Annotated in this window: 26 protein-coding genes; 12 read left to right on the top strand and 14 right to left on the bottom strand. The window is 38.1% G+C overall.

Features of this window, described 5'->3' with window-relative positions:
• Window positions 1–31: 31 nt before the first annotated feature.
• Window positions 32–877, top strand: coding sequence for a sigma-70 family RNA polymerase sigma factor (locus PERMA_RS00445; RefSeq protein WP_012676632.1), 846 nt, complete (start codon window positions 32–34; stop codon window positions 875–877).
• Here PERMA_RS00445 and murA read toward each other — a convergent pair.
• The 10 genes from murA to PERMA_RS00395 are packed head-to-tail and all read right to left on the bottom strand — an operon-like array spanning window position 858 to window position 9,569.
• On the bottom strand, window positions 858–2,144 hold the full coding sequence (murA, locus tag PERMA_RS00440; RefSeq protein WP_012675312.1) for a UDP-N-acetylglucosamine 1-carboxyvinyltransferase: 1,287 nt from the start codon (window positions 2,142–2,144) through the stop codon (window positions 858–860). The two genes, PERMA_RS00445 and murA, sit on opposite strands and share 20 nt — an antisense overlap.
• Entirely contained in the window at window positions 2,137–2,979 is an 843-nt protein-coding gene (gene prmC, locus PERMA_RS00435; RefSeq protein WP_012676577.1) for a peptide chain release factor N(5)-glutamine methyltransferase, read from the bottom strand. The genes murA and prmC overlap by 8 nt, the downstream gene beginning before the upstream one ends.
• Complete coding sequence (locus tag PERMA_RS00430) at window positions 2,969–4,153, bottom strand: class I SAM-dependent rRNA methyltransferase (protein ID WP_012675957.1); 1,185 nt, start codon at window positions 4,151–4,153, stop codon at window positions 2,969–2,971. Before PERMA_RS00430 ends, prmC begins: the two co-directional genes overlap by 11 nt.
• Before the next feature lie 17 nt (window positions 4,154–4,170).
• Entirely contained in the window at window positions 4,171–4,878 is a 708-nt protein-coding gene (locus PERMA_RS00425) for an OmpA/MotB family protein (protein ID WP_012676764.1), read from the bottom strand.
• Window positions 4,879–4,889: 11 nt separating this feature from the next.
• Window positions 4,890–5,585 (bottom strand): OmpA/MotB family protein, encoded by a 696-nt coding sequence (locus PERMA_RS00420; protein WP_012675898.1) that lies wholly within the window; start codon window positions 5,583–5,585, stop codon window positions 4,890–4,892.
• A gap of 3 nt (window positions 5,586–5,588) precedes the next feature.
• Window positions 5,589–6,350, bottom strand: a complete 762-nt coding sequence (locus PERMA_RS00415; protein ID WP_012676556.1) for a motility protein A — start codon at window positions 6,348–6,350, stop codon at window positions 5,589–5,591.
• 6 nt (window positions 6,351–6,356) lie between these two features.
• On the bottom strand, window positions 6,357–7,430 hold the full coding sequence (locus tag PERMA_RS00410) for a flagellar brake protein (protein ID WP_012676865.1): 1,074 nt from the start codon (window positions 7,428–7,430) through the stop codon (window positions 6,357–6,359).
• A 13-nt stretch (window positions 7,431–7,443) separates the two neighbouring features.
• A complete protein-coding gene (gene ispH, locus PERMA_RS00405) occupies window positions 7,444–8,298 on the bottom strand; it encodes a 4-hydroxy-3-methylbut-2-enyl diphosphate reductase (protein WP_012676334.1) in 855 nt (284 codons plus the stop codon).
• 9 nt (window positions 8,299–8,307) lie between these two features.
• Entirely contained in the window at window positions 8,308–8,907 is a 600-nt protein-coding gene (locus tag PERMA_RS00400) for a lysophospholipid acyltransferase family protein (protein WP_012675220.1), read from the bottom strand.
• 20 nt (window positions 8,908–8,927) lie between these two features.
• Window positions 8,928–9,569, bottom strand: a complete 642-nt coding sequence (locus tag PERMA_RS00395) for an endonuclease III domain-containing protein (RefSeq protein ID WP_012676044.1) — start codon at window positions 9,567–9,569, stop codon at window positions 8,928–8,930.
• A gap of 77 nt (window positions 9,570–9,646) precedes the next feature.
• Between PERMA_RS00395 and PERMA_RS00390 the strand changes: the two genes are divergently transcribed.
• Genes PERMA_RS00390 through rdgB form a run of 3 tightly spaced genes read left to right on the top strand, consistent with a single transcriptional unit; the run spans window position 9,647 to window position 11,499 of the window.
• Entirely contained in the window at window positions 9,647–10,399 is a 753-nt protein-coding gene (locus PERMA_RS00390) for a YebC/PmpR family DNA-binding transcriptional regulator (protein ID WP_012675434.1), read from the top strand.
• Window positions 10,399–10,866 carry a crossover junction endodeoxyribonuclease RuvC gene (gene ruvC / locus PERMA_RS00385; protein WP_012676301.1) on the top strand — a complete coding sequence of 156 codons (468 nt, stop codon included), beginning with the start codon at window positions 10,399–10,401 and terminating at the stop codon, window positions 10,864–10,866. Before PERMA_RS00390 ends, ruvC begins: the two co-directional genes overlap by 1 nt.
• Window positions 10,867–10,875: 9 nt before the next feature.
• Complete coding sequence (gene rdgB, locus PERMA_RS00380; RefSeq protein WP_015898905.1) at window positions 10,876–11,499, top strand: RdgB/HAM1 family non-canonical purine NTP pyrophosphatase; 624 nt, start codon at window positions 10,876–10,878, stop codon at window positions 11,497–11,499.
• Here rdgB and PERMA_RS00375 read toward each other — a convergent pair.
• Window positions 11,468–12,400: a multiheme c-type cytochrome gene (locus tag PERMA_RS00375; protein ID WP_012676122.1), complete on the bottom strand. Its 933-nt coding sequence runs from the start codon at window positions 12,398–12,400 to the stop codon at window positions 11,468–11,470. The two genes, rdgB and PERMA_RS00375, sit on opposite strands and share 32 nt — an antisense overlap.
• Window positions 12,397–13,218 carry a cytochrome c gene (locus PERMA_RS00370; protein WP_012675907.1) on the bottom strand — a complete coding sequence of 274 codons (822 nt, stop codon included), beginning with the start codon at window positions 13,216–13,218 and terminating at the stop codon, window positions 12,397–12,399. Before PERMA_RS00370 ends, PERMA_RS00375 begins: the two co-directional genes overlap by 4 nt.
• A gap of 144 nt (window positions 13,219–13,362) precedes the next feature.
• On the opposite strand from PERMA_RS00370, the gene rpmI reads away from it, so the two are divergent.
• The 7 genes from rpmI (at window position 13,363) to metF (ending at window position 20,825) form a co-directional block, all read left to right on the top strand.
• Window positions 13,363–13,569: a 50S ribosomal protein L35 gene (gene rpmI, locus PERMA_RS00365; RefSeq protein WP_012676830.1), complete on the top strand. Its 207-nt coding sequence runs from the start codon at window positions 13,363–13,365 to the stop codon at window positions 13,567–13,569.
• Between the two features lie 22 nt (window positions 13,570–13,591).
• On the top strand, window positions 13,592–13,957 hold the full coding sequence (rplT, locus tag PERMA_RS00360; RefSeq protein ID WP_012675919.1) for a 50S ribosomal protein L20: 366 nt from the start codon (window positions 13,592–13,594) through the stop codon (window positions 13,955–13,957).
• A 15-nt stretch (window positions 13,958–13,972) separates the two neighbouring features.
• On the top strand, window positions 13,973–15,007 hold the full coding sequence (gene pheS / locus PERMA_RS00355) for a phenylalanine--tRNA ligase subunit alpha (protein ID WP_015898874.1): 1,035 nt from the start codon (window positions 13,973–13,975) through the stop codon (window positions 15,005–15,007).
• Window positions 15,004–17,415, top strand: a complete 2,412-nt coding sequence (gene pheT / locus PERMA_RS00350) for a phenylalanine--tRNA ligase subunit beta (protein ID WP_012676075.1) — start codon at window positions 15,004–15,006, stop codon at window positions 17,413–17,415. The genes pheS and pheT overlap by 4 nt, the downstream gene beginning before the upstream one ends.
• Window positions 17,416–17,666: 251 nt before the next feature.
• Window positions 17,667–18,215: a 5-formyltetrahydrofolate cyclo-ligase gene (locus PERMA_RS00345; RefSeq protein ID WP_012676412.1), complete on the top strand. Its 549-nt coding sequence runs from the start codon at window positions 17,667–17,669 to the stop codon at window positions 18,213–18,215.
• 3 nt (window positions 18,216–18,218) lie between these two features.
• Window positions 18,219–19,880 (top strand): ribonuclease Y, encoded by a 1,662-nt coding sequence (gene rny, locus PERMA_RS00340; protein WP_012675875.1) that lies wholly within the window; start codon window positions 18,219–18,221, stop codon window positions 19,878–19,880.
• Between the two features lie 63 nt (window positions 19,881–19,943).
• Window positions 19,944–20,825, top strand: coding sequence for a methylenetetrahydrofolate reductase [NAD(P)H] (metF, locus tag PERMA_RS00335; RefSeq protein ID WP_012676291.1), 882 nt, complete (start codon window positions 19,944–19,946; stop codon window positions 20,823–20,825).
• A 21-nt stretch (window positions 20,826–20,846) separates the two neighbouring features.
• On the opposite strand, the gene PERMA_RS00330 is transcribed toward metF, so the two are convergent.
• Window positions 20,847–21,176 carry a (2Fe-2S) ferredoxin domain-containing protein gene (locus tag PERMA_RS00330; protein ID WP_012675239.1) on the bottom strand — a complete coding sequence of 110 codons (330 nt, stop codon included), beginning with the start codon at window positions 21,174–21,176 and terminating at the stop codon, window positions 20,847–20,849.
• Between the two features lie 67 nt (window positions 21,177–21,243).
• Window positions 21,244–22,401, bottom strand: a complete 1,158-nt coding sequence (locus tag PERMA_RS00325) for a tetratricopeptide repeat protein (protein WP_012676049.1) — start codon at window positions 22,399–22,401, stop codon at window positions 21,244–21,246.
• 160 nt (window positions 22,402–22,561) lie between these two features.
• Between PERMA_RS00325 and yajC the strand changes: the two genes are divergently transcribed.
• Window positions 22,562–22,855, top strand: a complete 294-nt coding sequence (gene yajC, locus PERMA_RS00320) for a preprotein translocase subunit YajC (protein ID WP_012675450.1) — start codon at window positions 22,562–22,564, stop codon at window positions 22,853–22,855.
• The last annotated feature ends 26 nt before the right edge of the window (window positions 22,856–22,881 follow it).

Below are 22,881 nucleotides of genomic sequence, written 5' to 3'. Positions count from 1 at the left end.
ATTTATAATATTACCTATTAAGAGGCTGAAAATGGCAGACACAGAAAAAGAACAAACAACCTTAAACTTATACATACAGAAAATGGCAGAACATCCCCTTTTAACACCTGAGGAAGAAAAGGAGCTTGCTAAAAGAGCAAAAAAGGGGGATAAAGAGGCTCTTAAAAAACTTGTAGAAGGGAATCTACGTTTTGTTGTTAATGTTGCAAAAAACTTTATGGGATGGGGTGTTCCATTAACAGATCTTATAGCCGCTGGAAATTTAGGTCTTATAGAGGCTGCGAAAAGGTTTGATCCTGAGAGGGATGTAAAATTCATATCATACGCTGTATGGTGGATAAGACAGGCTATTATGCAGACTATATTCCAGCAGACAGGGGCTGTAAGAATACCTGTTAAAGAGTCACTGTTCATAAGTAAAGTGAAAGAAACATACGAGAAGCTCAAAGAAGAGCTGAAAAGGGAGCCTACAATTGAAGAGATAGCAGAGAAAGTAGGAGCAAGCCCTAAAAAGGTAAAAAATGCCCTTCAGGTTGTGAGAATGCCTTACTCCCTTGATAAACCTCTCGGTGAAGAAGGGGAGGATCTTACGCTCCTTGACGTTCTTTCAAAAAAGGGAACTGAGGATGTTGAAAAAGAGATAGTTGAAGAGTCATTACATAAAGAGCTTAACACACTTCTTAACGTTCTTGATGAAAGGGAAAGGGCCATAATAGAGCACAGGTTCGGACTGAACGGTGAGGAGCCAAAAACATTAACTGAGGTAGGTGAGATCCTGGGTATCTCAAGGGAAAGGGTGAGACAGCTTGAACAGAGAGCTTTAAAAAAACTCAGAGCCCTTGCTATGAAAAGACATCTTAAAGACTTTCTCTCGTAATCCTTGCCCCCAGCATTCTTAATTTCTGGTCTATATTCTCATACCCCCTATCAAGATGGTATATATCGTATATCACTGTTTTGCCTTCAGCTATAAGACCTGCTATAACCATTGCTGCACTTGCCCTCAGATCTGTTGCCCTTACTTCAGCTCCTGTCAGTCTCCTAACCCCTTTTATATAAGCAGTTCTGCCGTCTATCTTTATCTTTGCTCCAAGTCTTTGAAGCTCCGGAACATGCATAAACCTGTTCTCAAAAATGTTCTCAGTGATCTTTGAGTTCCCATCAACCACAGTGAGAAGCGTCATAAGCTGTGCCTGAAGATCTGTAGGAAAATAAGGATACTCTTTTGTCTCCACAAAAACAGGTTTTAAACGCCCTTCCCTTTTAACCGCGATATGATTTTCACCTATCTGGATGATCTTTATTCCTATCCTTTCAAAAACCCTGTGTACATACTCAAGATACTCAACAGGATAGTTTTTTATCGTTATATTCCCATCAAAAAGAGCAGAGAGTATGGCAAACGTTCCTGCCTCTATCCTGTCAGGTATTATTCTGTGTACCGTTCCAGACAGTTTTTCAACACCGTTTATTACTATTCTTTCTGTTCCCTCTCCCTCTATATCAGCCCCCATCTTTTTAAGCATATCTGCAAGGTCAACAACCTCAGGCTCTCTTGCTGCATTGTTAATAACCGTTCTTCCCTTTGCGAGAACAGCTGCCATCATTATATTCTCAGTTCCTGTCACCGTTATCTTTGGAAAGTTTATCTCTGCTCCTTCAAGTCCACCAGGTGCCTCAGCATATATATATCCATGCTCAACCTTTATTCTCGCACCCATCTTCTTTAAAGCTTCAAGATGAAGATCAACAGGTCTGGTTCCTATGGAACATCCACCAGGTAAGGCCACCTTAGCGTATCTGAACCTTGTCAGAACAGCACCTAAAACAAGAATGGAAGCTCTCATTTTGCTGACAAGCTCATAGGGAGCCTCAAGTGAGTTTATATCTCTGAGTCTGAACTGGAAAACCCCTTTTCTAAGCTCATCAACTTCCATACCTATATGGTTTAAAAGTGATCTCATAGTGAAAACATCGAGGAGGTCGGGAACATTCTCAAGTACAACGGTCTCATCTGTAAGTATTGTTGCTGCCATGTCAGGAAGGGCAGAGTTTTTTGCACCTGATATCTCAACAGTCCCCTTAAGCGATTCTCCCCCCAATATCTCAAGATAATCTGCTGTATTACTTCTGATTTCAACCATTTCTCTCTCCTATAACTACCCTGTCGTAATCCTGAAGGTCTTTATATACCTTTACGTTAAAACCCTCATCCTGTAGTATCTTCTTAACTCTATCCGACTGGGTATAACCTATTTCAAATCCAAAAAAACCTTTTTCTTTCAGATATATTTTACCCTCTTTTACTATCCTTTCGTAAAATTCTATACCCCCTTTACCACCTATCAATGCCTCAACAGGTTCTTTTTTAACCTCTTCTTCAAGACCAGCGTACTCCTCAGCAGACACATAAGGTGGGTTTGATACTATAAAATCAAACTTAATATGTGGAACATCTTTAAAAAGATCAGATTTTAAAAGTTTTAATCTACTTGAAACCCTGTGAATTTTTGCATTTTCCCTTGTAAGTTCCAGAGCTTTCTCAGATATATCAACACCATACATAAAAAGGTTATGTCTGTACTTTAAAAGGGATATTGATATAACCCCTGAACCAACTCCGATCTCAAGACCCAAAACTCTTTTATCCTCAGGAATTCTCTTTAAAACCTCATCAACAAGTATCTCAGTCTCGGGTCTTGGTATAAGAACACCTTTTTTTATCTTAAAATCAAGACCGTAAAATGCCTTTTCACCTGTTATATATGCAAGTGGTTCCCTCTGAGCCCTTCTTTCTATAAGGGAAAAAAATTCCATAACCTTTTCCTTTGGTATTTCCTCCTCCCTCTCCGTTATAAGCTTCCATCTTGGAAGTTTTAAAACGTAAGAGAGAAGTATCTGCGTATCCGTAACAGGTGTTTTTATCCCAGCCTCTTTAAGTCTTTCACTGCCTATCCTGATCAGGTCCTTAATCTTCATTTTTTCTTATCAGTAGACCTTTAAGATAAAGGGAGAATGGTATATTTAAAATATAGGGATGATCCTCATCCTGGTAAAGATGTTTAACAATCTCCGCACCACATCTCATGTTCTTTGAGACATCAAGAACGGTTTTTTTCAGATCATCAAGCGAAACATGGTAAGAGCAGGAAAATACAGCTAAAAACCCTCCATCATTTAATATCTCCAGACTCCTTGATATAAGGAATTTAAAGCCTCTAATTGCATCTTTAACCTCATATCTGTTTTTCGCAAATGATGGGGGATCAAGAATTATAAGATCATACCTTTTATCCATACTTCCGGAGTCTGTCAGAAATTTAAAAACATTTTCCCTGTAAACGGTGTATCCCTTTATGCCGTTCAGTTCACAGTTTTTGTCTATTAAAGATACAGCATTTTTTGATATATCAACGAATGTTATATCTTTTGCTCCTTTAATACCTGCATATATACCGAAACCACCAGCGTTAGAAAAAAGATCAAGTACGGAATCACCCTCTTTAATATACTCAGAAACTATGAACCTGTTTATTCTCTGATCAAGATAAAAACCTGTTTTCTGGCCTTTCTCAAGCTGGATATAGAACTTTACTCCATTTTCATGAATAACAATACTTTCAGGGACTTTACCATAAACAACCTTATTTTCCGTCTTTAAGCCTTCTTTCTCCCTTGATTTCTCATCTGATTTTTCAACAATTCCCTCAGGCTCAAAGATATCAATCAGGGCTTTTATTATATTTTCCCTGAATCTTTCCATTCCCGCTGTATTTATCTGTACAGAGAGGTATCTGTCGTAAAGATCAACTATCAGCCCGGGAAGGCCATCAGCTTCAGAATGTACAACCCTTACAGCATCTGTCTTTTCTAATAGTCTGTACCTTTTCCTGTAGGCTTTTAAGATCCTTTCTTTTATAAAATCAAAATCTATATCCTTCTTTTTAAAAAAGCTTAAAACACGAACAGATATTTTGCTTTCAGGATTTATATATCCTGTACCTAACAGATTACCTTTTGATGAGTACAGATAAACGATATCCCCTTTTTCCACATCTTTAGGAAACTTCTTAATCTCCTTCCTGTAAATCCATGGATTGAGAGAACTGATCTTATCAACACCTGAACTGTTAAGTATAACCTTTTTAACCATCCGGTAATTATACCAGATTAATCCTTCTTACCGCCTTTAACCTTCTCATCTTTCATAAGATCTTCTCTGAAATCTTTAAGTTTTATAAATATCTCTACCCTGTCATTTCTTCTTTTTAAAAGGGGATGGTTCCACGTATACACAGGTTTGGTGTTTCCATAACCTGTAACAGCTATCTTCTCTGGATTAACTCCATGCTCAATAAGGTACTGTGCAACGACAACAGCCCTTTTTATAGAAAGCTTCCACGGATCAATACCCTTTGTAACAACATATGCATGTCCGTTTATTAAAACTTCTGAATAGGCCTTATCAAGAGCCTTTAAAGCATTTGCAACACCTCTCAGGGCCTTTTTTGATTTTTCTGTCAGCTCTGCAGAATCAGGTTTGAATATCACATCATTGAAAAGTCTCACAACAATATAGTTTTCTATAGCTTCTATCTGGTAAGCGTGCATTGGAAGAATTCTTTTTATCCTGTTTTTTATCTCAAGGGCTATATCTTTCTGGAGAAGACTTATAGGTGGTATAACAGTAACAGTTTTTGTTGCTACAAATGCCTCCTCACCCTGAAAGTACCAGAGGAATTTCATCAGTTTTTTTATATCGAGAACAGACATTGAGTAAAGGAGTATAAAAAATGTTAAAAGCAGAGACATCAAATCACTGAAACTTATTATCCATGCTGGAACACTGGGACATTCCTCTTTCTTTTTACGTGCCAAAGTTTAACCTCTTATCCTGAAGTATCAATAACTATCTCTATCCTTCTATTTTTAGCTCTGTTTTCTGGGGTATCGTTTGGAACGAGAGGTCTGTACTCTCCGTATCCTCTCGCCGATAAAAGTCTGTCCGGATAACCACAGCTTTTAAAAAGCTTCAGAACTGAAAGTGCTCTTTCTGCAGATAGTTCCAGGTTTGACTTGAATCTTATAGGGGTATTGTCTGTGTGACCCTCTATTGTGATTGGGAACTGTGTCTCTTTCAGCCTTTTACAGACCTCAAGTAGTAGTGGGACAACCTCCTTATAAGGTGTAGCACTTCCAGATGGAAACATCCTTTCCGTGTTCAGCCTGAACCTGATGATACTACCATGTTTTTCAACCTCAGCTTCAATTCCTGCTTTCTCAAGAAGCTGCTCAAGTCTGTTTAGATCTTTTTGAAGTTTGTTTCTCTTTTTTTTTAACTTCATATACATCTCAGGAAATTCAACCTCAATATTTGAGGTGTTCAGGATCTTTTCCTCATGGATGATCTTTCTTCCCCCGAGGGATTCTGTTATCCCCTTTATCACCATATGGAATTTTTCCAGGGAGATCGTTCCCATTGAGAACAGAAGTATAAAGAATGTGAGTAGAAGTGACATCAGATCTCCAAAACTTACAAGCCATCCAGGAATGCCCTTACATTCCTGTTTTTTCTTACGGGGCATTTTCTATTCTTCTCCACCTTTTATCCCAAAGAGAGACATCAGTTTACTTCTTAAAACGTTAGGGTTTGTTCCATTGTTTATAGCCTCAACTGTAAACATGTAAGACTCTTTATAAAGAAGTGAAAGATCCTTGTAAAGCTTAAGTTTTTTAGATACAGGCACACAGAATGCGTTTGCAAGAATAGCTCCGTAAAGAGTTGTGATCATAGCAACAGCCATACCGGGACCTAAAGCTGATGGATCGTTAAGATTCTGGAGCATCTGTATAAGACCTATCAGTGTCCCTATCATACCAAATGCAGGGAAAAGCTCACCAAGAGTTTCCCAGACGGCAACCTCCGTTGAAAGCTCCTGCTCAATCTTCATAAGTGAGCTATCAGCATTACTTCTTATCTCTTCTATATCCTGACCGTCAATAAGCATTCTCATTATCTCACCAAAAAATGGATCCCTTCCGTAAAATTCATCAATATTTGATTCAAGTGCCAGTATACCGTCCTTCCTTGCTCTGTTTGCAACATCAACAAGAAAGTCTGTAAGCTCCATCGGATCAGGAAGACCTGGATTCATGGCTTTTGTTATGGCCTTCAATCCAGAAAAAAGATCCTTCATCGGAAAGGATGTAAGGGTTGCAGAAAGTCCACCACCAACTGTGATAAGTATGGAAGGTATATTAACAAAGGCAAGTGGACTTCCACCTATAGCGATAGATATAACTATAAGTAAAAAAGCGGCTACTATACCTATAATCGTTGATATATCCATTTCCTTTTACACCCTTTTCGTTTTTGATCTTCCCAACAATTTTTTGTACTGTTTTAAAAGTTCCTGTTCTGCTCTTATAATAAAACTAACAATGGATTCCTTATCCCTCTCTTCCATCTTCATAAAATGAAGTCCGTAACATACCTTCTTTTCTTCCCTGTAAATATTCCTTATTGAAGACTCAAAACTGAATGTTCTGTTGTTAAGTTTAAACTCCACATATATCTCTTTTCCTATGTTAAGTCTGTACTTCTGATGGATATCTTCCGGGATACATACTCTGATACCTTCAGAGCTAATATCCACAGCTTCAGCCTCTATCTTCACTTCCTCTTCATCAAATTTAAATGTAAGACTGACGGGGAACTGGACATGAACCCTGAACTCCTTACGTCTCTGCACCCTTTCCATCTTAAAAACATGTGGAAGCTTGACTATATACTTATCATCCTCCCTTATTATGTCCTCAATAACAGTCTCAATTGTGTATATACCATCATTTCTCCTTAAAAATTTCACCTTAACCTTATCCCCTTTCTTAAAGTCAAATGGCTGATGCGTATCTATCAGTAGCCAGTACATAAATCTCTCATCCTTGTCATACAGAGCAACGGAATAGCTCTTCCCTGTCTCTGTAAACATTTTTCCTGTCTGGAAGATATCGATATCCTTTGTTGTAACAAGAGGCACATATTCAGGTAATGTATCAAAGCCAAGCTTTTTCCTCATATTTCTTATCATATTATCGTCAAAATCAGGGTTTTCGTTAGTATACTGCTGTATAACCTTCTCAAATGTTGCCTTTATCTCCAGTGTGAGAAATGGATCTCTCTTAAGTTTCCTTGCGTACTTCCAGAGTATCTCCGCTTCTTCAGGTGTCAGATCGTAAAGTGATGCTTCTTCAAAAAAGGCTTTTTTCATGTATTTAAGACTTACGATCTCCTTGAGCTTCATATAAAACATAAAAAAGATAACAACAGCTATGAATACGGTGAATATTATTAGAAGAGCTTTATAGTTTGCTCCCTGTTCAACAGCCTGCCTCCAGGCTTCAACAAGGATGTTTACCCTCTCATCCACATCTTTTTCCCCCTTAGCCTGTTATTTCCCTTATCCTTTCCACAACCTCTTTTATTATCCAGTCTGGTGTTGATGCACCTGCACTTACCCCTATATTTTCGGCATTTTTAAACCATTCTGAATCCAGTTCATCAGCTTTCTCAACATGGTATGTATTTGGATTTAAGGCTTTTGATATCTGGGCGAGCCTTCTTGTATTCCCGCTGTGCTTTCCACCGATTATTATCATCACATCAACCTCTTTTGCCAGTCTTTTCACCTCTTCCTGTCTCACTGATGTTGCGTCACATATCGTGTTAAAAACCTTAAGCTCCTCAACATTTGATGCTATATAACCAACAGCCTCCTCAAAAAACTCCTCATTCTGTGTTGTCTGTGCAACAACCCCAACCTTATTCCTTCTTGGAAACTTCCTTATAAGATCTTCCATATTTTCAACAACGATACCTTTCCCCCCTGCTTCCTCTAAATGGCCTAATATACCTATAACCTCAGGATGCCCCTCCTCACCTATGATAACAACATAGTAACCTTCTTCAACAAGCTGTTTTACCTTTTCATGAACCTTTTTAACAAACGGACATGTTGCATCTATAACATTGACACCAAGCTGGTTTAACATTCTCTCAGTTTTAGGCGGAACACCGTGTGATCTTATAAGTATCGTGTCCCCTCTTTTTAACTGATCGTAAGATTTAAGCTCTTTTACATTAAGTCCTTCAAGGAACTGTACAACCTGCTTGTTATGTATAATGGGGCCATTTGTAAAGGCCTTTCCAAACTTCTTTCCTGCCTCTACAGCAGAATCTACAGCTATTTTAACACCGAAACAGAATCCAGCACTTTCAGCAACCTTTATATTAGCCATCTTTACCTCCTAAAGAGATTTTATTGATTCCATAATCTTCTCAGATATACTTTTATAATCTTCCTTTTCCTCAAAATATAAAGGCTTTCCTATCTTTACGTAGATACGTGATCTGAATAACTTTGGAAATTTTGATCCAACAGGAAATATATCATCTGTTCCTTCAATCCTTACAGGTATAACAGGAACGTCCGTTCTTGATACAAGAAGTCCAACGCCGCTCTGAGGTTTTCTGAAACTCTTTGGCTTAGCTCTTGTCCCTTCAGGGAATATACCAACACACTCTCCGGATTTTAAAAGCTCAATAGACTTTTTTAAAGCGTTTATATCCCTTTTATTTCTGTTAACAGGTATGGCTCCTGCCTTTTTTATTATCCAGCCAAGGAGAGGGATACCGAACAGCTCCCTTTTTGCCATAAAAAGTATAGGTCTTGGAGATACCGTATTAAGAACGAAAGGATCAAGATGACTTCTATGGTTTGAGGCTATAATACAGCCTCCTTTTTCAGGTATATTATCAATACCCTCAACATGTATCCTGAGTAAACTTTTAAAAAGGGGTCTTATCCTGAAAAAAAGCCTGTAACCTTTTTTAGAGTAGCTGTCCAACTAACATACCTTAAAATTTTTCATACATTATATATCCTGAACTTACAGTTAGCAAATAACGGGCAGTCTTTGCATAAAGGCTTTTTTCTGCAGAAACTCTTCCCAAGCTCAACAATCAAGGCGTGGTACTCTTTGTAAATATCTGTATCCTCAGGTAGATTTTTCTCAAATAACTCCTGAATCTCATCATAACTTAAATTTTTATCAAAAAATCCTATCCTCGAGAATACTCTTCTTGTATAAGCATCAACAACAAAGTAAGGTCTGTTAAGGGCATAAAGTAAGATGCTGTCCGCTGTCTCTTTGCCTATTCCTTTTACAGAAAGGAGTAAATCTCTCGTTATTTTATCTTTTTCAATATCTTTAAACCTTCTTGAGAACTCAATTAAAGTTCTGGATTTTCTTTTATAAAAACCTGCAGGTTTTATTATCTCCTGGAGCTTTTCTTCATGAATACAGCTTACCTTTTCTAAATCTACAAGATCTTCATCTATAAGATTTTTCAATGCTTTTTCAACATTTTTCCATGATGTGTTCTGTGTTAGGATAGCCCCAAATGATATCTCCACAAAAGGATTGTCAGAATAAACAGGCCACCAGTTCTGATAACCAAAAAAATCCAGCAGCGTTCTGTAAATCTCTAAAATCTTACTTTCTTCCATGTTATTTTATAATATATTGATTTTATGACAATTAAGTATAATTTTCATTCTGAAAATGAAAGAAAGGAGGTCTTAAGATGGCTGGACATAGCAAATGGCATAACATAAGACACAAAAAAGCGAAGATGGATGCAAAAAGGGGACAGATGTTCACAAAGATAATAAGGGAGATAACTGTTGCTGCAAGACAGGGAGGTGGCGACCCTGAGTTCAATCCGAGACTGAGAATAGCTATAGAAAAAGCAAAAAAGGCGAACATGCCTGTTGAAAATATAGAAAGAGCTATTAAAAGAGGAACAGGTGAGCTTGAAGGTGTGAGCTACGAAGAGGTCGTTTATGAAGGCTACGGGCCAGAAGGTGTTGCTATCATAGTTGAGTGTCTGACTGACAACAGAAACAGAACAACAGGTGAGGTAAGACATATATTCACAAAACATGGCGGAAATCTTGGATCTTCAGGTTGTGTATCATTCCTCTTTGAAGAGAAAGGTGTGATACTGGTTCCAAAAGATAAGTACGATGAGGAAACTGTCTTTGAAAAGGCTATTGAGGCAGGAGCAGAGGATGTTATAACAGATGATGAGGAGTTTTACGAGATAAGAACAGAACCAAAAGAGCTTTACACTGTTAAGGAAAACCTTGAGAAAGAGGGCATAGAGATAGAAAAGGCAGAACTCACAAGAATCCCCACAACAACTGTTGAGATTAATGATGAGGAGACAGCAACTAAACTTATGAAACTTCTTGATGCACTTGAGGATAACGATGACGTTCAGAAAGTTTACTCTAACTTTGAGATGTCACAGCAACTGATGGAAAAAGTATCGTAATGGGAAAAACAGTTCTTGGTATAGACCCGGGAAACTACAGTACCGGGTTTTCCATATTTAAGATAACAGGTAAAAAACACAGACTTGTAAGCTCTGGGACTATAAAAACATCAAGGAAAAAACCTGAAAACTTCAGAATAATATACGAATCACTTGAGAGAACGATAAATGAGTTCTCACCTGATGAGATAGCCCTTGAGTCTTCATTTTACGGTAACAACCCACAGACTATAATAAAACTTGGAGAGATCAGGGGAGTTATACTTCTTCTTTCTGCATTTTACAGGATACCTGTTTATGAGTACACACCACAGCAGGTGAAAAATGCTATAACCGGATACGGCTGGGCAAAGAAAGAGGATGTTTATCTTATGGTTCAGAAACTTTTTAATATAAAACCTGAGACAAATGATGAGGCTGACGCTATAGCTGTTGGATTCTGTCACTGTTTATCAAAAAATCTTTAAGGGGAAGATATGAGGATAGATAAGATACTTGTAGCAACAACAAACAAAGGAAAGCTTAAAGAGTTTAAAAAGCTTTTCGGTGATCTTGGAATACAGATACTCTCACTTGATGATATGCCTGAAAAAATAAAAGTTGAGGAAGACAGGGAAACATTCCTTGAAAATGCTGTTAAAAAGGCTAAGGAGTACGGAGATTTTTATAAGATACCTGTCATAGCGGAGGATGCAGGCCTTGAGGTTGAGGCATTAAAAAACTATCCGGGGGTTTACTCTGCAAGGTTCTACAGTATAGATTTCGGTGGTGTTTACCAGATTAAAGAGAGCATAGACAGAACAAATATTGAGAAACTACTTGATCTTCTGAAAGATGAGAAAAACAGGAAGGCAAGATTTGTAAGCGTTGTTGTTTTTTATATTCCTGAGGATTTTGGTCTGTGGACGGAAGGGTACTGTTATGGAAAGATTGCAGAAAAACCTGAAGGGGAGAAAGGTTTTGGTTACGATCCTGTTTTCATACCTGAAGGTTATAAGAAAACGATGGCAGAGCTTGATTTAGAGGAGAAAAACAGAATATCACACAGGGGTAAAGCTGTAAGAAAACTTATGGAGAAGCTAAGATATCTCCTTTCCTGAATGTTTTTTCGAGAACTTTCTCCCTTTTTTTACTCCACGATAACTTTCTCTCAACTGTTATCTTCAGATGGGTAAAATCTTCAAAAATATAAAAATCTATAAGCTTTTCCTCTCTGTAGTTCAATGGATCCTTTGATGTTATAAGGTATCTCTCTCTGTAAACAGGTTTCCCTCTATTAAAAAGCTCAACTGTAACATAGTATTTAGGTCTCCCATTATCAGCTGTTGGAACTGAGTGGGGAATCTTAAGATTTTTCAGCATAACCGCTATTCTGTCTTCCTCTAACTTTACTTTTAGATCAAATGATCCTTTATCCGGGATCGGAACCGGAAAAGAATGGTTGTGAATATCTTTCTTCAGATGTAGATACTGGAACGGAAATTTCTGTATCAGGTAACCTTTTTTTGAAGGCATATGGCAGCTCTGACAGCTTTTTTCCGTTTTTGAGCTTTTCCACTGCTGATATGTCCTTTTATGGCATCCACCACAGATCTCAGACCTTTTATAGTTCGTGTCTTTCTTTGAAGGGTGAGGCGGTGAGAAAACATCATACCCGCCGTGAATTGATCCTGTCTCATCCTTAAAATGACAGGAAACACAGTTCACCCCATCGTGTCTGTTCTTCTTTCTGTGATCAGGCTCCTTTAGAGGATCTACCTGATATGGTATATGGCAGGAGTAACATTTTACCTTCCTGTAGTTCTCTGTTCTCTTTTTATAATCTTCACTTATCCAGCTTTTACTGTGCCTTGACTCCTTCCACTGACTGTATATAACCCTGTGACACTCTCCACATCTTTTACTTTCAGGCCTTTTTAAAAGATCTTCCTCAATAAACAGATCCTTTATACTATCACAACCTGTAAAAAAGATTGATACAGCCAGTATTAACCATATCATCTCTTTTTAAATCTCTCCTGTAGTTCAGCCTGTATGATATGGGTGTTGTGGCATTTTGTACAGTTAAAGACGCCTATAAGTCTCAGCCCTTTGAATATCTTCTCCCTTTCTCCCTTTCTCAATCCATTTTTTACCATAGACAGGCCTTCCTTAACCTTACCACCGAAGTAAAGACTCTCAGAAGCTTTACCTGAGTGGCAGTCGCTGCAGGACTGCTTTAAAGCCTCAAACCTTTTAATAAATCTGGTTCCAGATTTCAAAGCTCTTTTTTTCTTACCGTCAAAAATGTATATCTTTAACTTTTTCATATCGTCTGTCATCTTTTTCATATAATCATGGAAATCAATATCAAGTTCTGAAACAGGATCCTCTATAGAGACGGTATGAAATGAAGGGAATCTGTAAAGTATCCTTGCAGATATCTTATAGTTTTTGTGACACTGAACACAGCTCTTGCCTACAATCTGCAAGTTCTGCTTAAATCCTTTAACATCCCTCTTTTTAACAGATAAGACAAGATTATTTACAGCCTCTTTCTTAAGAAGTTTATCCCATTTTTTCACCTTATCACCTATCTTCAGATAGTTTTTCTTAAGTTTTAAAGCCCATTTCTCAGCATTTTTCCAGTCTTTTTCCTGAACAGAAACAACAGTTCCTGTCAGAGAAAGTGAAAGCGTGTGCATCAAGGAAACAAACGGATATCCTTCAGAGTTTGGCGGGTAGTACTTTCCAAGTTCCTTAGGCGGTTCTTTGAGCCTGATGTTACCTGCTGAAGCTGTTACGACAAAGATGAGAAATATTAAAATAATCCTGCCCATAGCTAACCTCCTACCTTTATTTTTTCTTAAAACTACATCTAAAGCTGATAGATATCAATTTGATTATTTTTCAAAAACTTTTTATACTATTAAGTCTATCTTTCCATTTTTCTAAATTTAGAAATAAAGGAGGTTTAAATTATTATGGCTAAAGTTAAGATGAAAACAAACAAAACAGCTGCTAAAAGATTTAAAGTTACAGCTAAAGGAAAGATAAAATACTGGAAAGGTGGTGTTTCACACTACAACACAAAGAAATCAAGCAAGAGAAAAAGACAGGGAAGAAAGGCTGACTATGTTCCTGAAAACATAGCAGACAGAGTCAAACAGTTAATACCTTACCAGGTTTAAATCTTGAACAAGGAGGAAAAAGATGAGAGTAAAAGGACCATCATCAAAGAAGCATAAAAAGAAGATATTAAAGTTAGCGAAAGGATACTACGGAGCAAAACACAGATCTTTTAGAAGAGCTAAAGAACAGGTTTTAAGATCTCTACAGTATGAGTACAGAGACAGAAGATTAAGAAAAAGAGAGTTCAGAAGACTGTGGATACAGAGAATAAATGCTGCTGCAAGACTTAACGGTCTTTCTTACAGCCAGTTTATGCATGGTCTCAAACTTGCAGGTATAGATCTTAACAGAAAGATGCTTGCTGATATAGCTGTAGCTGATCCTGAAACATTCACAAAGCTTGCAGAAAAGGCAAAGGAAGCTATATCACAGAAATCAGCAGCATAGATCGGAAGGTGGAAGTTGGGGCTTAAAGAGGATCTGAAAGCTTTAGAAGAAGAGGCTAAAAAACTTATAGAAGAAGCATCAGATATAGGCAAACTTAATGATATAAGGGTAAACTACCTTGGAAAGAAAGGTAAGATAAAGTCTATACTGAAAACACTGGGAAAGCTGTCTCCTGAGGAAAGAAAGGAGATAGGACAGCTTGCAAACAGGATAAAAGATGAGCTAGAGGAAGCTCTTAAAGAAAAAACCGAGTTACTGAAGAAAAAGGCTTTAGAGGAAGAGCTAAGAAAAAACAGGATAGATATAACTCTTCCTCCACAATGGATAGAGTCTGGAAGCTCTCATCCAGTTATATCAACGCTTATAGAGATATCCCAGATATTCATATCAATGGGATTCTCTGTTGCTGAAGGACCAGAGGTTGAAAAAGAAAAGTACAACTTTGATATGCTGAACATCCCACCGGACCATCCTGCAAGGGATATGCAGGACACATTCTTCCTGAACAATGGGGATATCCTCAGAACACACACATCCCCTGTTCAGATAAGAACGATGCTTAAACATAAACCTCCTATAGCTGTGATAGCTCCGGGAAGGGTATACAGGAAGGATGCAGATCCAACACACTCCCCAATGTTCCACCAGATAGAAGGACTTCTGGTTGACAGGGATGTTACATTCAGAGATCTGAAAGGTATTCTTAAGATATTCTTAGAGTCCGTTTTTGGGAAGGACACAAAGATAAGGTTCAGACCGAGCTACTTCCCATTTACAGAACCTTCTGCAGAAGTTGATATAGGATGTACCGTATGTGGTGGAAAGGGATGTAGAGTATGTAAGGGGACAGGATGGCTTGAGATTCTTGGATGTGGAATGGTTGATCCTGAAGTATTTAAAGCTGTTGGTATAGACCCTGAAGAGTACACAGGATTTGCTTTCGGTCTTGGTATTGAAAGAATAGCAATGCTCAAATACAGAATCACAGATATAAGACTTCTGTTTACAGGTGATATGAGATTTAATCAGCAGTTTAAGGGGATAAGATGAGAGTTCCTTACTCATGGATAAAGGAGTTTATTGATATAGATATTCCTGCTGAGGAAGTTGTAGAGAGGCTGAACACTACAGGTATAGAGGCTGTATGTGAGACTTTTGGCGAGTATATTGAAGGGATAGTAACTGTAAAGATACTCTCTGTAAAGAAACATCCAGAAAGGGATAAACTCCTCGTATGTGAAGCTACAGACGGTCATAAGGTATACCAGGTAGTCACAGGTGCTGATAATGTAAAAGAGGGCAGTACAGTAATCCTTGCTAAAGAAGGTTCTGTAATAAAAGGAATAAAGATAACAAAAAGGAATTTCGGTTCTATCCAGTCTGAAGGTATGTTCCTCTCACTTGAGGAGCTTGGAATATCTGAAAAATCGGAAGGTGTTCTTATACTCCCAGATGATATCAAGCCCGGCGAAGACCCAAACAGGATACTTGGACTTGGTGATGAGAAGATAATAGAGATTGAGATAACACCAAACAGGGGAGATGCTTTAAGTGTTAGAGGTCTTGCAAGGGAGATAGGCGCTATATTCGGTATAAAAAGAAAGGAAGTATTCCCTGTTATATCAATAGCTGAAGAGATCATTCCTGAGATATTTGTAAACTCAGAAAGATGTACCAGATACAGAGGTATCATAATAAAGGATGTCAATATCAGACCATCTCCTTTCCATATTCAGCTTAAGCTTATAAAATCAGGAATGAACCCTATAAACAACGTTGTTGATATAACAAACTACATACTTCTCCAGGAAGGTCAGCCTTTACATGCATTTGATCTTGACAAGATAGAAGGGGCTGTTTATGTAAGGAATGCAAGGGAAGGTGAAAAAATAGTTACACTGGATGGTGAGGAAAAACAGCTCAAAGAGACTGACCTTGTTATAGCTGATGATAAAAAAGTTATAGCCATCGCAGGTGTTATAGGTGGTGATAACACAAAAGTTGACAGCAACACAAAGAACATACTTTTAGAGGCAGCTGTATTTGACAGTATATCTGTAAGGAAAACAGCAAAAAGACTTGCTGTATCAACAGATTCTTCATACAGATTTGAAAGGGGTGTTGATATACAGAACCTTCCTAACGCCCAGGATAAAGCTGTTGAGCTCATACTTAAAACAGCAGGTGGAAAGGCTGTAGGAGAAAAGGATATCTATCCAGATCCTTACAGACCAGAGAAGATAAAACTCAGAGAGAAGACTGTTGAGAGAATACTGGGCGTATCCATTCCTAAGGAGGAATGTTCAGATCTTTTAAACAGACTTGAGATACCCACAGAGATAGAGGAGGATGGAACGGTATCCCAGATACCATCATTCAGGGCTTTTGATCTAAAAAGGGAGATAGACCTTGTTGAAGAGGTAGGAAGACTGAAAGGTTTTGATACTTTCGGTGAGAAATACCCGAGGGTATCCGTTGAGAGCTTCAGAAAAAGTGACGAGTATCTGTTTGAGCTGAGAACAAGGGATTTCCTCAAGGATAATGGTCTTGATGAGGTAGTAACATACACATTTGTAGGAGAAGAGATATTCAATATCCTCGGAATTCCTGTACCTGTGATAAGAATAGAGAACTACCTTTTAAAAACACAGAGTGTGATGAGAGATAACCTCGCAGTAAGTCTTATCGGTGTCTTTCAGGAGAATTTAAGACACCAGATAAAGGATCTGTCAGTCTTTGAGATCTCATCAGCTTTCTTTGAGGAATACGAAGAAATAAGGGTAGGATTACTTCTCTCAGGAAGGTATATAAAAGGCTTTAATTTCACGAGAGATGATCAGAGATTCTCAACAACAGATAAGTGGAACTTCCTTAAAGTTAAAGGTCTTATTAACAGCTACTTAAGATCAATAGGATTAAAAGATGTAAGATATATCCCTTCTGATCTTCCTTATCTGAACCCTTATGAATCTGCTGATATATACATAAATGATCAGTATGTAGGTTATATAGGAAAGATCCATCCTGAAAAGGCAGACAGACTTGAGATACCAAAGGAAACATATATAGCTGAACTAAAACTTAGATATGTTCCAAGGGATATAAACGACAGCTCTCTTAAGGAAGGATACCTCTTCACACTTTATAAAAATGCTGAAATACCAGTATTTAGAGAGCTACCTAAATACCCCTCAGTTAAAAGGGATCTTGCATTTGAGGTTGCAGAAAATCTTCAGATAGATAAATTAATAAATGTTTTAAACAGAAGCTCTGAACTGATTGATAAGGTGGAGCTTTTTGATATTTACTACATATCCAGTGACAGAAAGAGTGTTGCTCTTTCTGTTGAGTTCAGAGCTGAGGACAGGAGCTTATCTGACGAAGAGGTAAATAAAGAGGTTGAGCTTGTTATACAGAAAATGAAGGAAGAGATTCCTGATCTAAAACTTAGACAGTAGGAAGGTTTAACGCGGTAAAGATGGTATTAAATATATTTTCAGATAAAAGAATAAGTTGCCTGCGGGGGCTCGATAGGGATGCAGCGGTAGTTTCTGGGCTATAGCTAACTTAAAGGGAGCTCAAAATCCCGTGTATCCCGTGGGAACACGGTGAGAGCACCCACCTTTTGTTTGGGTCCAGAAAGGGCTCAGTATCCCGTCGGTCCCTGCGGGTTTATACCGCGTGACCTTCCAGTTACTGGGAGGTCAAATTGAAACAGAGAGTTAGAGAAGAGTTACTTCAAAAAAGAAGAAGATATGAGAAGGCTGAAGAGGATGCCTTAAAAATAAAAGATAGGTTTCTTCAGCTGGAAGAGGTTCAGAGGGCAAACTCTATCCTTCTGTACTACCCTCATAAAAATGAGGTAAACACACTTCCAATAATAGAAGAACTTCTAAAAACAAAAAAGGTTGTTCTTCTTCCAAAGGTTAAGGATCACGATATAATCCCCATCCAGATCTCAGACCTATCAGGCTTAAAGAGAGGATATGCAGGCATATTAGAGCCTGAAGGAGAAGCTTTTCCTGTAGAAGATATCGATATAGTTGTTGTTCCTGCTGTAGCTTATGACCTTAGAGGTCACAGACTCGGCTACGGAAAAGGCTACTACGACAGGCTTTTAAAGAGGATAAAGGGTCTCAAGGTGGGACTTGCTTACGACTTCCAGGTTGTTGAAAAGCTCCCTGTGGAATCTCACGACGTACCTGTTGATCTTATTATCACTCCCACCAGAACAATTAATACGAAAGGAGGAATGTGAAAGATGGTAGAGATAGTTGTTGGTATATCAGCTTTAGCTGTTGGAACGGCAGCGGGATTTGCTGCGTGTAAAGCAACTGTTGGAAAAACACTCAAAGAGAAGGAAAGAAAAGCTGAAGAGATAATAAAAAATAAGGAGGAGATAGAGAGGGAAGCAAGAAGAAAGGCTGAAGAGATAATAAAGGAGTTTGAGGCTGAGGCAAAGAGAAAGGCTGAGGAGATAGTGAGGGAGGCTGAAAGTCTCAAACAGCAGCAGGAGATAATAATAGAGAAAGAGATACTGAAGAGAAAACAGGAGCTTGAAAAAGAGCTTAAATCTGAGAGGGAAGAGCTGCAGAACCTTGAAAAAACACTGATGAGCAGAGAGGCTCAGCTTGAGAAAAGGCTTGCAAGACTTGAACACAGGGAAGAGGAACTTGATAAAAAATGGGATGAGATCAAAAAGCTTGAAGAGGAGATAAGATCAATACAGAAAGAGATTGAGGAGAAAGAGGCAAAACTAAAAGCTGCAGAAGAACAGTACATGTTAGAGCTCCAGAGAATAGCGTCTATGACAAAGGAAGAGGCAAGAGAGGAGCTTTTAAGAAAGGTTGAAGAGGAAGCTAAACTTGAAGCAGCAAAACTTATGAAGGAGATTGAAGAAGAGGCAAGAAAAGAGGCAGAGAAGGAGGCTAAATGGAATCTTGTTACAGCTATACAGAGACTTGCTCCAGAGATAACAACATCTCACACAATATCCGTAGTTGATCTCCCAAGTAACGATCTCAAAGGAAGGATTATAGGAAGGGAAGGTAGAAATATAAGAGCCTTTGAGATGGAAACAGGGGTTGATCTTATAATAGACGACACTCCAGACATAGTAACAATATCCTCATTTGATCCATTAAGAAGGGAGATAGCAAAAAGATCCCTTGAGAGACTTATAGCGGACGGAAGAATACATCCAGGAAGGATTGAGGAGATCGTTACTAAAGTAAAGGATGAGATGGAATCACACATAAGAAAGCTTGGTGAGGAGACATGTCTTGAGCTTGGATTTACAGATGTTCACCCTGAACTTTTCTACTACATAGGAAAGCTTTACTACAGAACATCCTATACACAGAACGTTCTTCTCCACACAAAAGAGGTTGCACACCTTGCAGGTATAATGGCTGCTGAGCTTGGTTTAGATGAGAAGGCTGCCAAGAGAGGTGGTCTTATGCATGATGTTGGAAAATCAATCTCACATGAGGTTGGTGGATCACACTCAAAGGTAGGTGCTGAACTTGCTAAAAGATACGGTGAGCCTGATGTTGTTATAAACGCTATCCTTTATCACCACAATGACGAACCTGCAAGATATCCTGAGGCTGTTCTGGTTGCAGCTGCTGACGCACTTTCAGCAGCAAGACCTGGAGCAAGAAGGGAAGCTCTCCAGTCTTATATAAACAGACTTGAGAAGATTGAGGCTATAGTTAACTCGTTTGAGAATGTTGAAAAATCATTCGCTATACAGGCAGGAAGGGAAGTAAGAATAATAGTTAACGCCGAAAAGCTCTCAGATGAAGAGGCTTACATGCTCACAAAGGAGATAGCAAAGAGAATAGAAAAAGAGGTTGAGTTCCCGGGTCAGATAAAGATAACAACAATAAGAGAATCAAGATTTATTGAGGTTGCAAAATAGGGGATCTCTTCCCCTTTTTGCAAATAATTTGCAAAATCAGATTTTTACCTCTATACTATTTCCATGAAGATAGGAGAGATATTAAAACATATCAATACGAGCATATCATTTGAGTTCTTTCCTCCAAAAACACCTGAAGGTGAGGATCAGCTATTTAGAACGATCAAAGATCTTGAAAAACTGAATCCAACATTTGTATCCGTTACGTACGGTGCAGGTGGAAGCACAAGGGAGAGAACCATAAGGGTAGTTAAAAGGATTCATGAGCAGTGTAACCTTACTGTTATGGCCCATCTAACATGCATAGGACATTCTAAAAAGGAGATCTACGATATTCTTAAAGGTTACAAAGATATAGGAATACAGAACATACTGGCATTAAGAGGAGATATACCACAGGGGCAGGAAGAGAGTTTTGTCTTCCCACCTGATGGATGCAGATACGCAAATGAGCTTGTATCATTTATAAGAGAACAGTTCGGTGATTATTTCAGTATAGGCGTTGCTGCATATCCTGAAGGTCACCCTGAAAGTCCATCACTTGAGAAGGATATATACTACTTCAAAAAAAAGGTTGAGGCCGGAGCTGAGTTTGCAATAACACAGATGTTTTTTGATAACAGCTATTTCTACAGGTATATGGACCTGTTAAGTAAAGAAGGCATAAACATTCCTGTCATACCGGGAATAATGCCTATAACTAACTTCAGACAGATTGAGAAGTTTGCTGTGATGTGCGGTGCAACAATCCCTAAAGATCTTGTTGAAAAACTTGAGAAGGTTGAGAACAGTCCAGAGGAAGTAGCAAAGATAGGTATAGATTATGCAACAGAGCAGTGTGAGGATCTTCTAAAAAACGGTGTTAAAGGACTGCATTTTTATACATTAAATAAATCAAAGGCCACTGTTGAGATATACAGGAGAATAAAAGATCTGATAAAGTAAGGGGGAAGATCCCCCTTATATCTAAAATGTTGCAGGTGGTTTTCCTTTTGATGTTACGAGTCTTTCTACGGGCTCTCCACCGAGTATATGTTTCTCAATAATCTCAGGAACATCCTCAGGCTTTACGTTTCCGTACCAGACAGCATCAGGATACACAACAACAGTTGGACCCATCATACATGGACCCATACATCCAGTTGGTGTAACGGCCATTTTATCAAACAGGTTTTTCATCATAAGCTCTTCCTGAAACTTCTGGAATATCATGTCTGCACCTTTCTCACCACAGTTAGGCATTCCAGGTGGTTTTCTCTGAAGGCAGACAAAAACATGCTTAAACTCAGCTGACATACAACATACCTCCTTTTGGATTTTAAAAAAGGATACTTTGAAAAATTAGGAAAAAAAATGATCTTGGTTATATTTTTATCTTCTCAATTATAACGTCCTTCAGACCTTTCTCCATTAATCTTTTCTTCTCTTTTACGGCCTCTTTCTTTGTCTGATACATCCCACAGTAAACGGCTATATACTTTTTGTAAGGCTTTGTAAAACATTCTTCAAGACCATATCTCTTTATAAATTTCTTAGCCCTTTTCTCAGAGTAAAATAGGATAACCCTTACAGAGTAATAGGTTTTACCTTCTGTATCTATAACACCTGCTTTCTTAAGCTGTAGTATCCTCTTTCTCGCAAGATCTCCGTATCTTGTCTTAAACTCCGATGCTTTTTTGTAATACTCGGCAGCTTTTTTGTATCTCTTTCCCTGATCCTCAATAACACCTAACATATAAAAAGCGTAATCCTTATATCCCTTCTCAAGGGTGAGAAGCCTGAGATACTTCTCTGCGATCAGATACTTTTTCCTTTTAAAGTAATAACCTGACAGAAATTTTATAACCTCAGGGGTTTTAAATGTTATAGCCTCCATGTAGGAAGCCGCCTTATCCTCTCTCCCAAGTTTGAAAAATGCAAGAGCCCTGTAGTAAAGAACATCATCTTTCTGATCAGGAAGATACTTTTCCATCCTCTCAGTCTCTTTTATAACATCCATATACCTTCCCATTTTATAAAGGGCGATAAGTTTCAACAGATTAAGTTCTTTCTCCGGTGGAAGTTCTAAGATCTTCGCCCATCTCTTGTTCTTGTAGTAAATAGCAGCCAGTTTTTCAAGAAGCTTTTTTCTCTCGTAACCTTCTGTGTATCTTATAATTCTTTTAAGAACCTCTGCTTTCTCATCCGGATTTTTCTCAAAAAAGCTTAAAACTGTAGCATAAACCCTCTTTTTTGTTTCCTCAGAGAAGTTATAACTGTTTACCCTGTCTATCATAGACAGTACTTTTTCCTTATTCCCTTCCTTTATATAAGCCTGAAGCTGTAATATAAAAACCTTCTCCCTGTAAGGATCATCTGGATCTGTTTTATCAAGGTATTCCTGGGCTTTTTTAGCTGCCAGTGAGTAGACCTTATCCTTATAAAGACCCTGAATAAGCATAAGAAGACGGTCTTTCTCCTGCTCTGTCAGACCAAAACTTAAACCTACAGTAATAAGCAGAATGATTAATATCTTTCCCATTGATTATCTATTATATAAAAAAAGAAGGGGAAGCACCCCCTTTTGAAGGGAGGTAGCTTTAGGGATGCCGGTTAGTTAAAACTTACTTATTAATATAATACATAAAAAATAAAGATGCAAGATATGTTAATATATATAGGACTAAAATAAGGAGGTTAGAATGCAAGGAGATCCTGTAGGCGGACTTATCAGTGCAATAATATGGATGGTACTTCTCATAGCAATATTCTACTTCCTTCTGTACAGACCACAGCAACAGCAGAGAAAGAAGCATGAGGAGTTTCTAAAAAATCTTAAAAAAGGTGAAAAGGTTATAACATCCGGTGGAATAATAGGTGAGATAAAATCTATAGATGAAAAAACAGTTTCCCTGAAAATATCAGAAGGAACAATAATTAAGGTTCTCAAAACAGCAATATCAACATACTACCAGGAAGAAGAGAAAAAAGATTAGATCAGGATTGACTTATTAAAAACAAA

Origin of the sequence: Persephonella marina EX-H1 (assembly GCF_000021565.1) — a bacterium.
In the GTDB taxonomy this organism is placed as follows: Bacteria; Aquificota; Aquificia; order Aquificales; family Hydrogenothermaceae; genus Persephonella; species Persephonella marina.
This window is presented reverse-complemented; position numbering and strand designations above follow the sequence as displayed.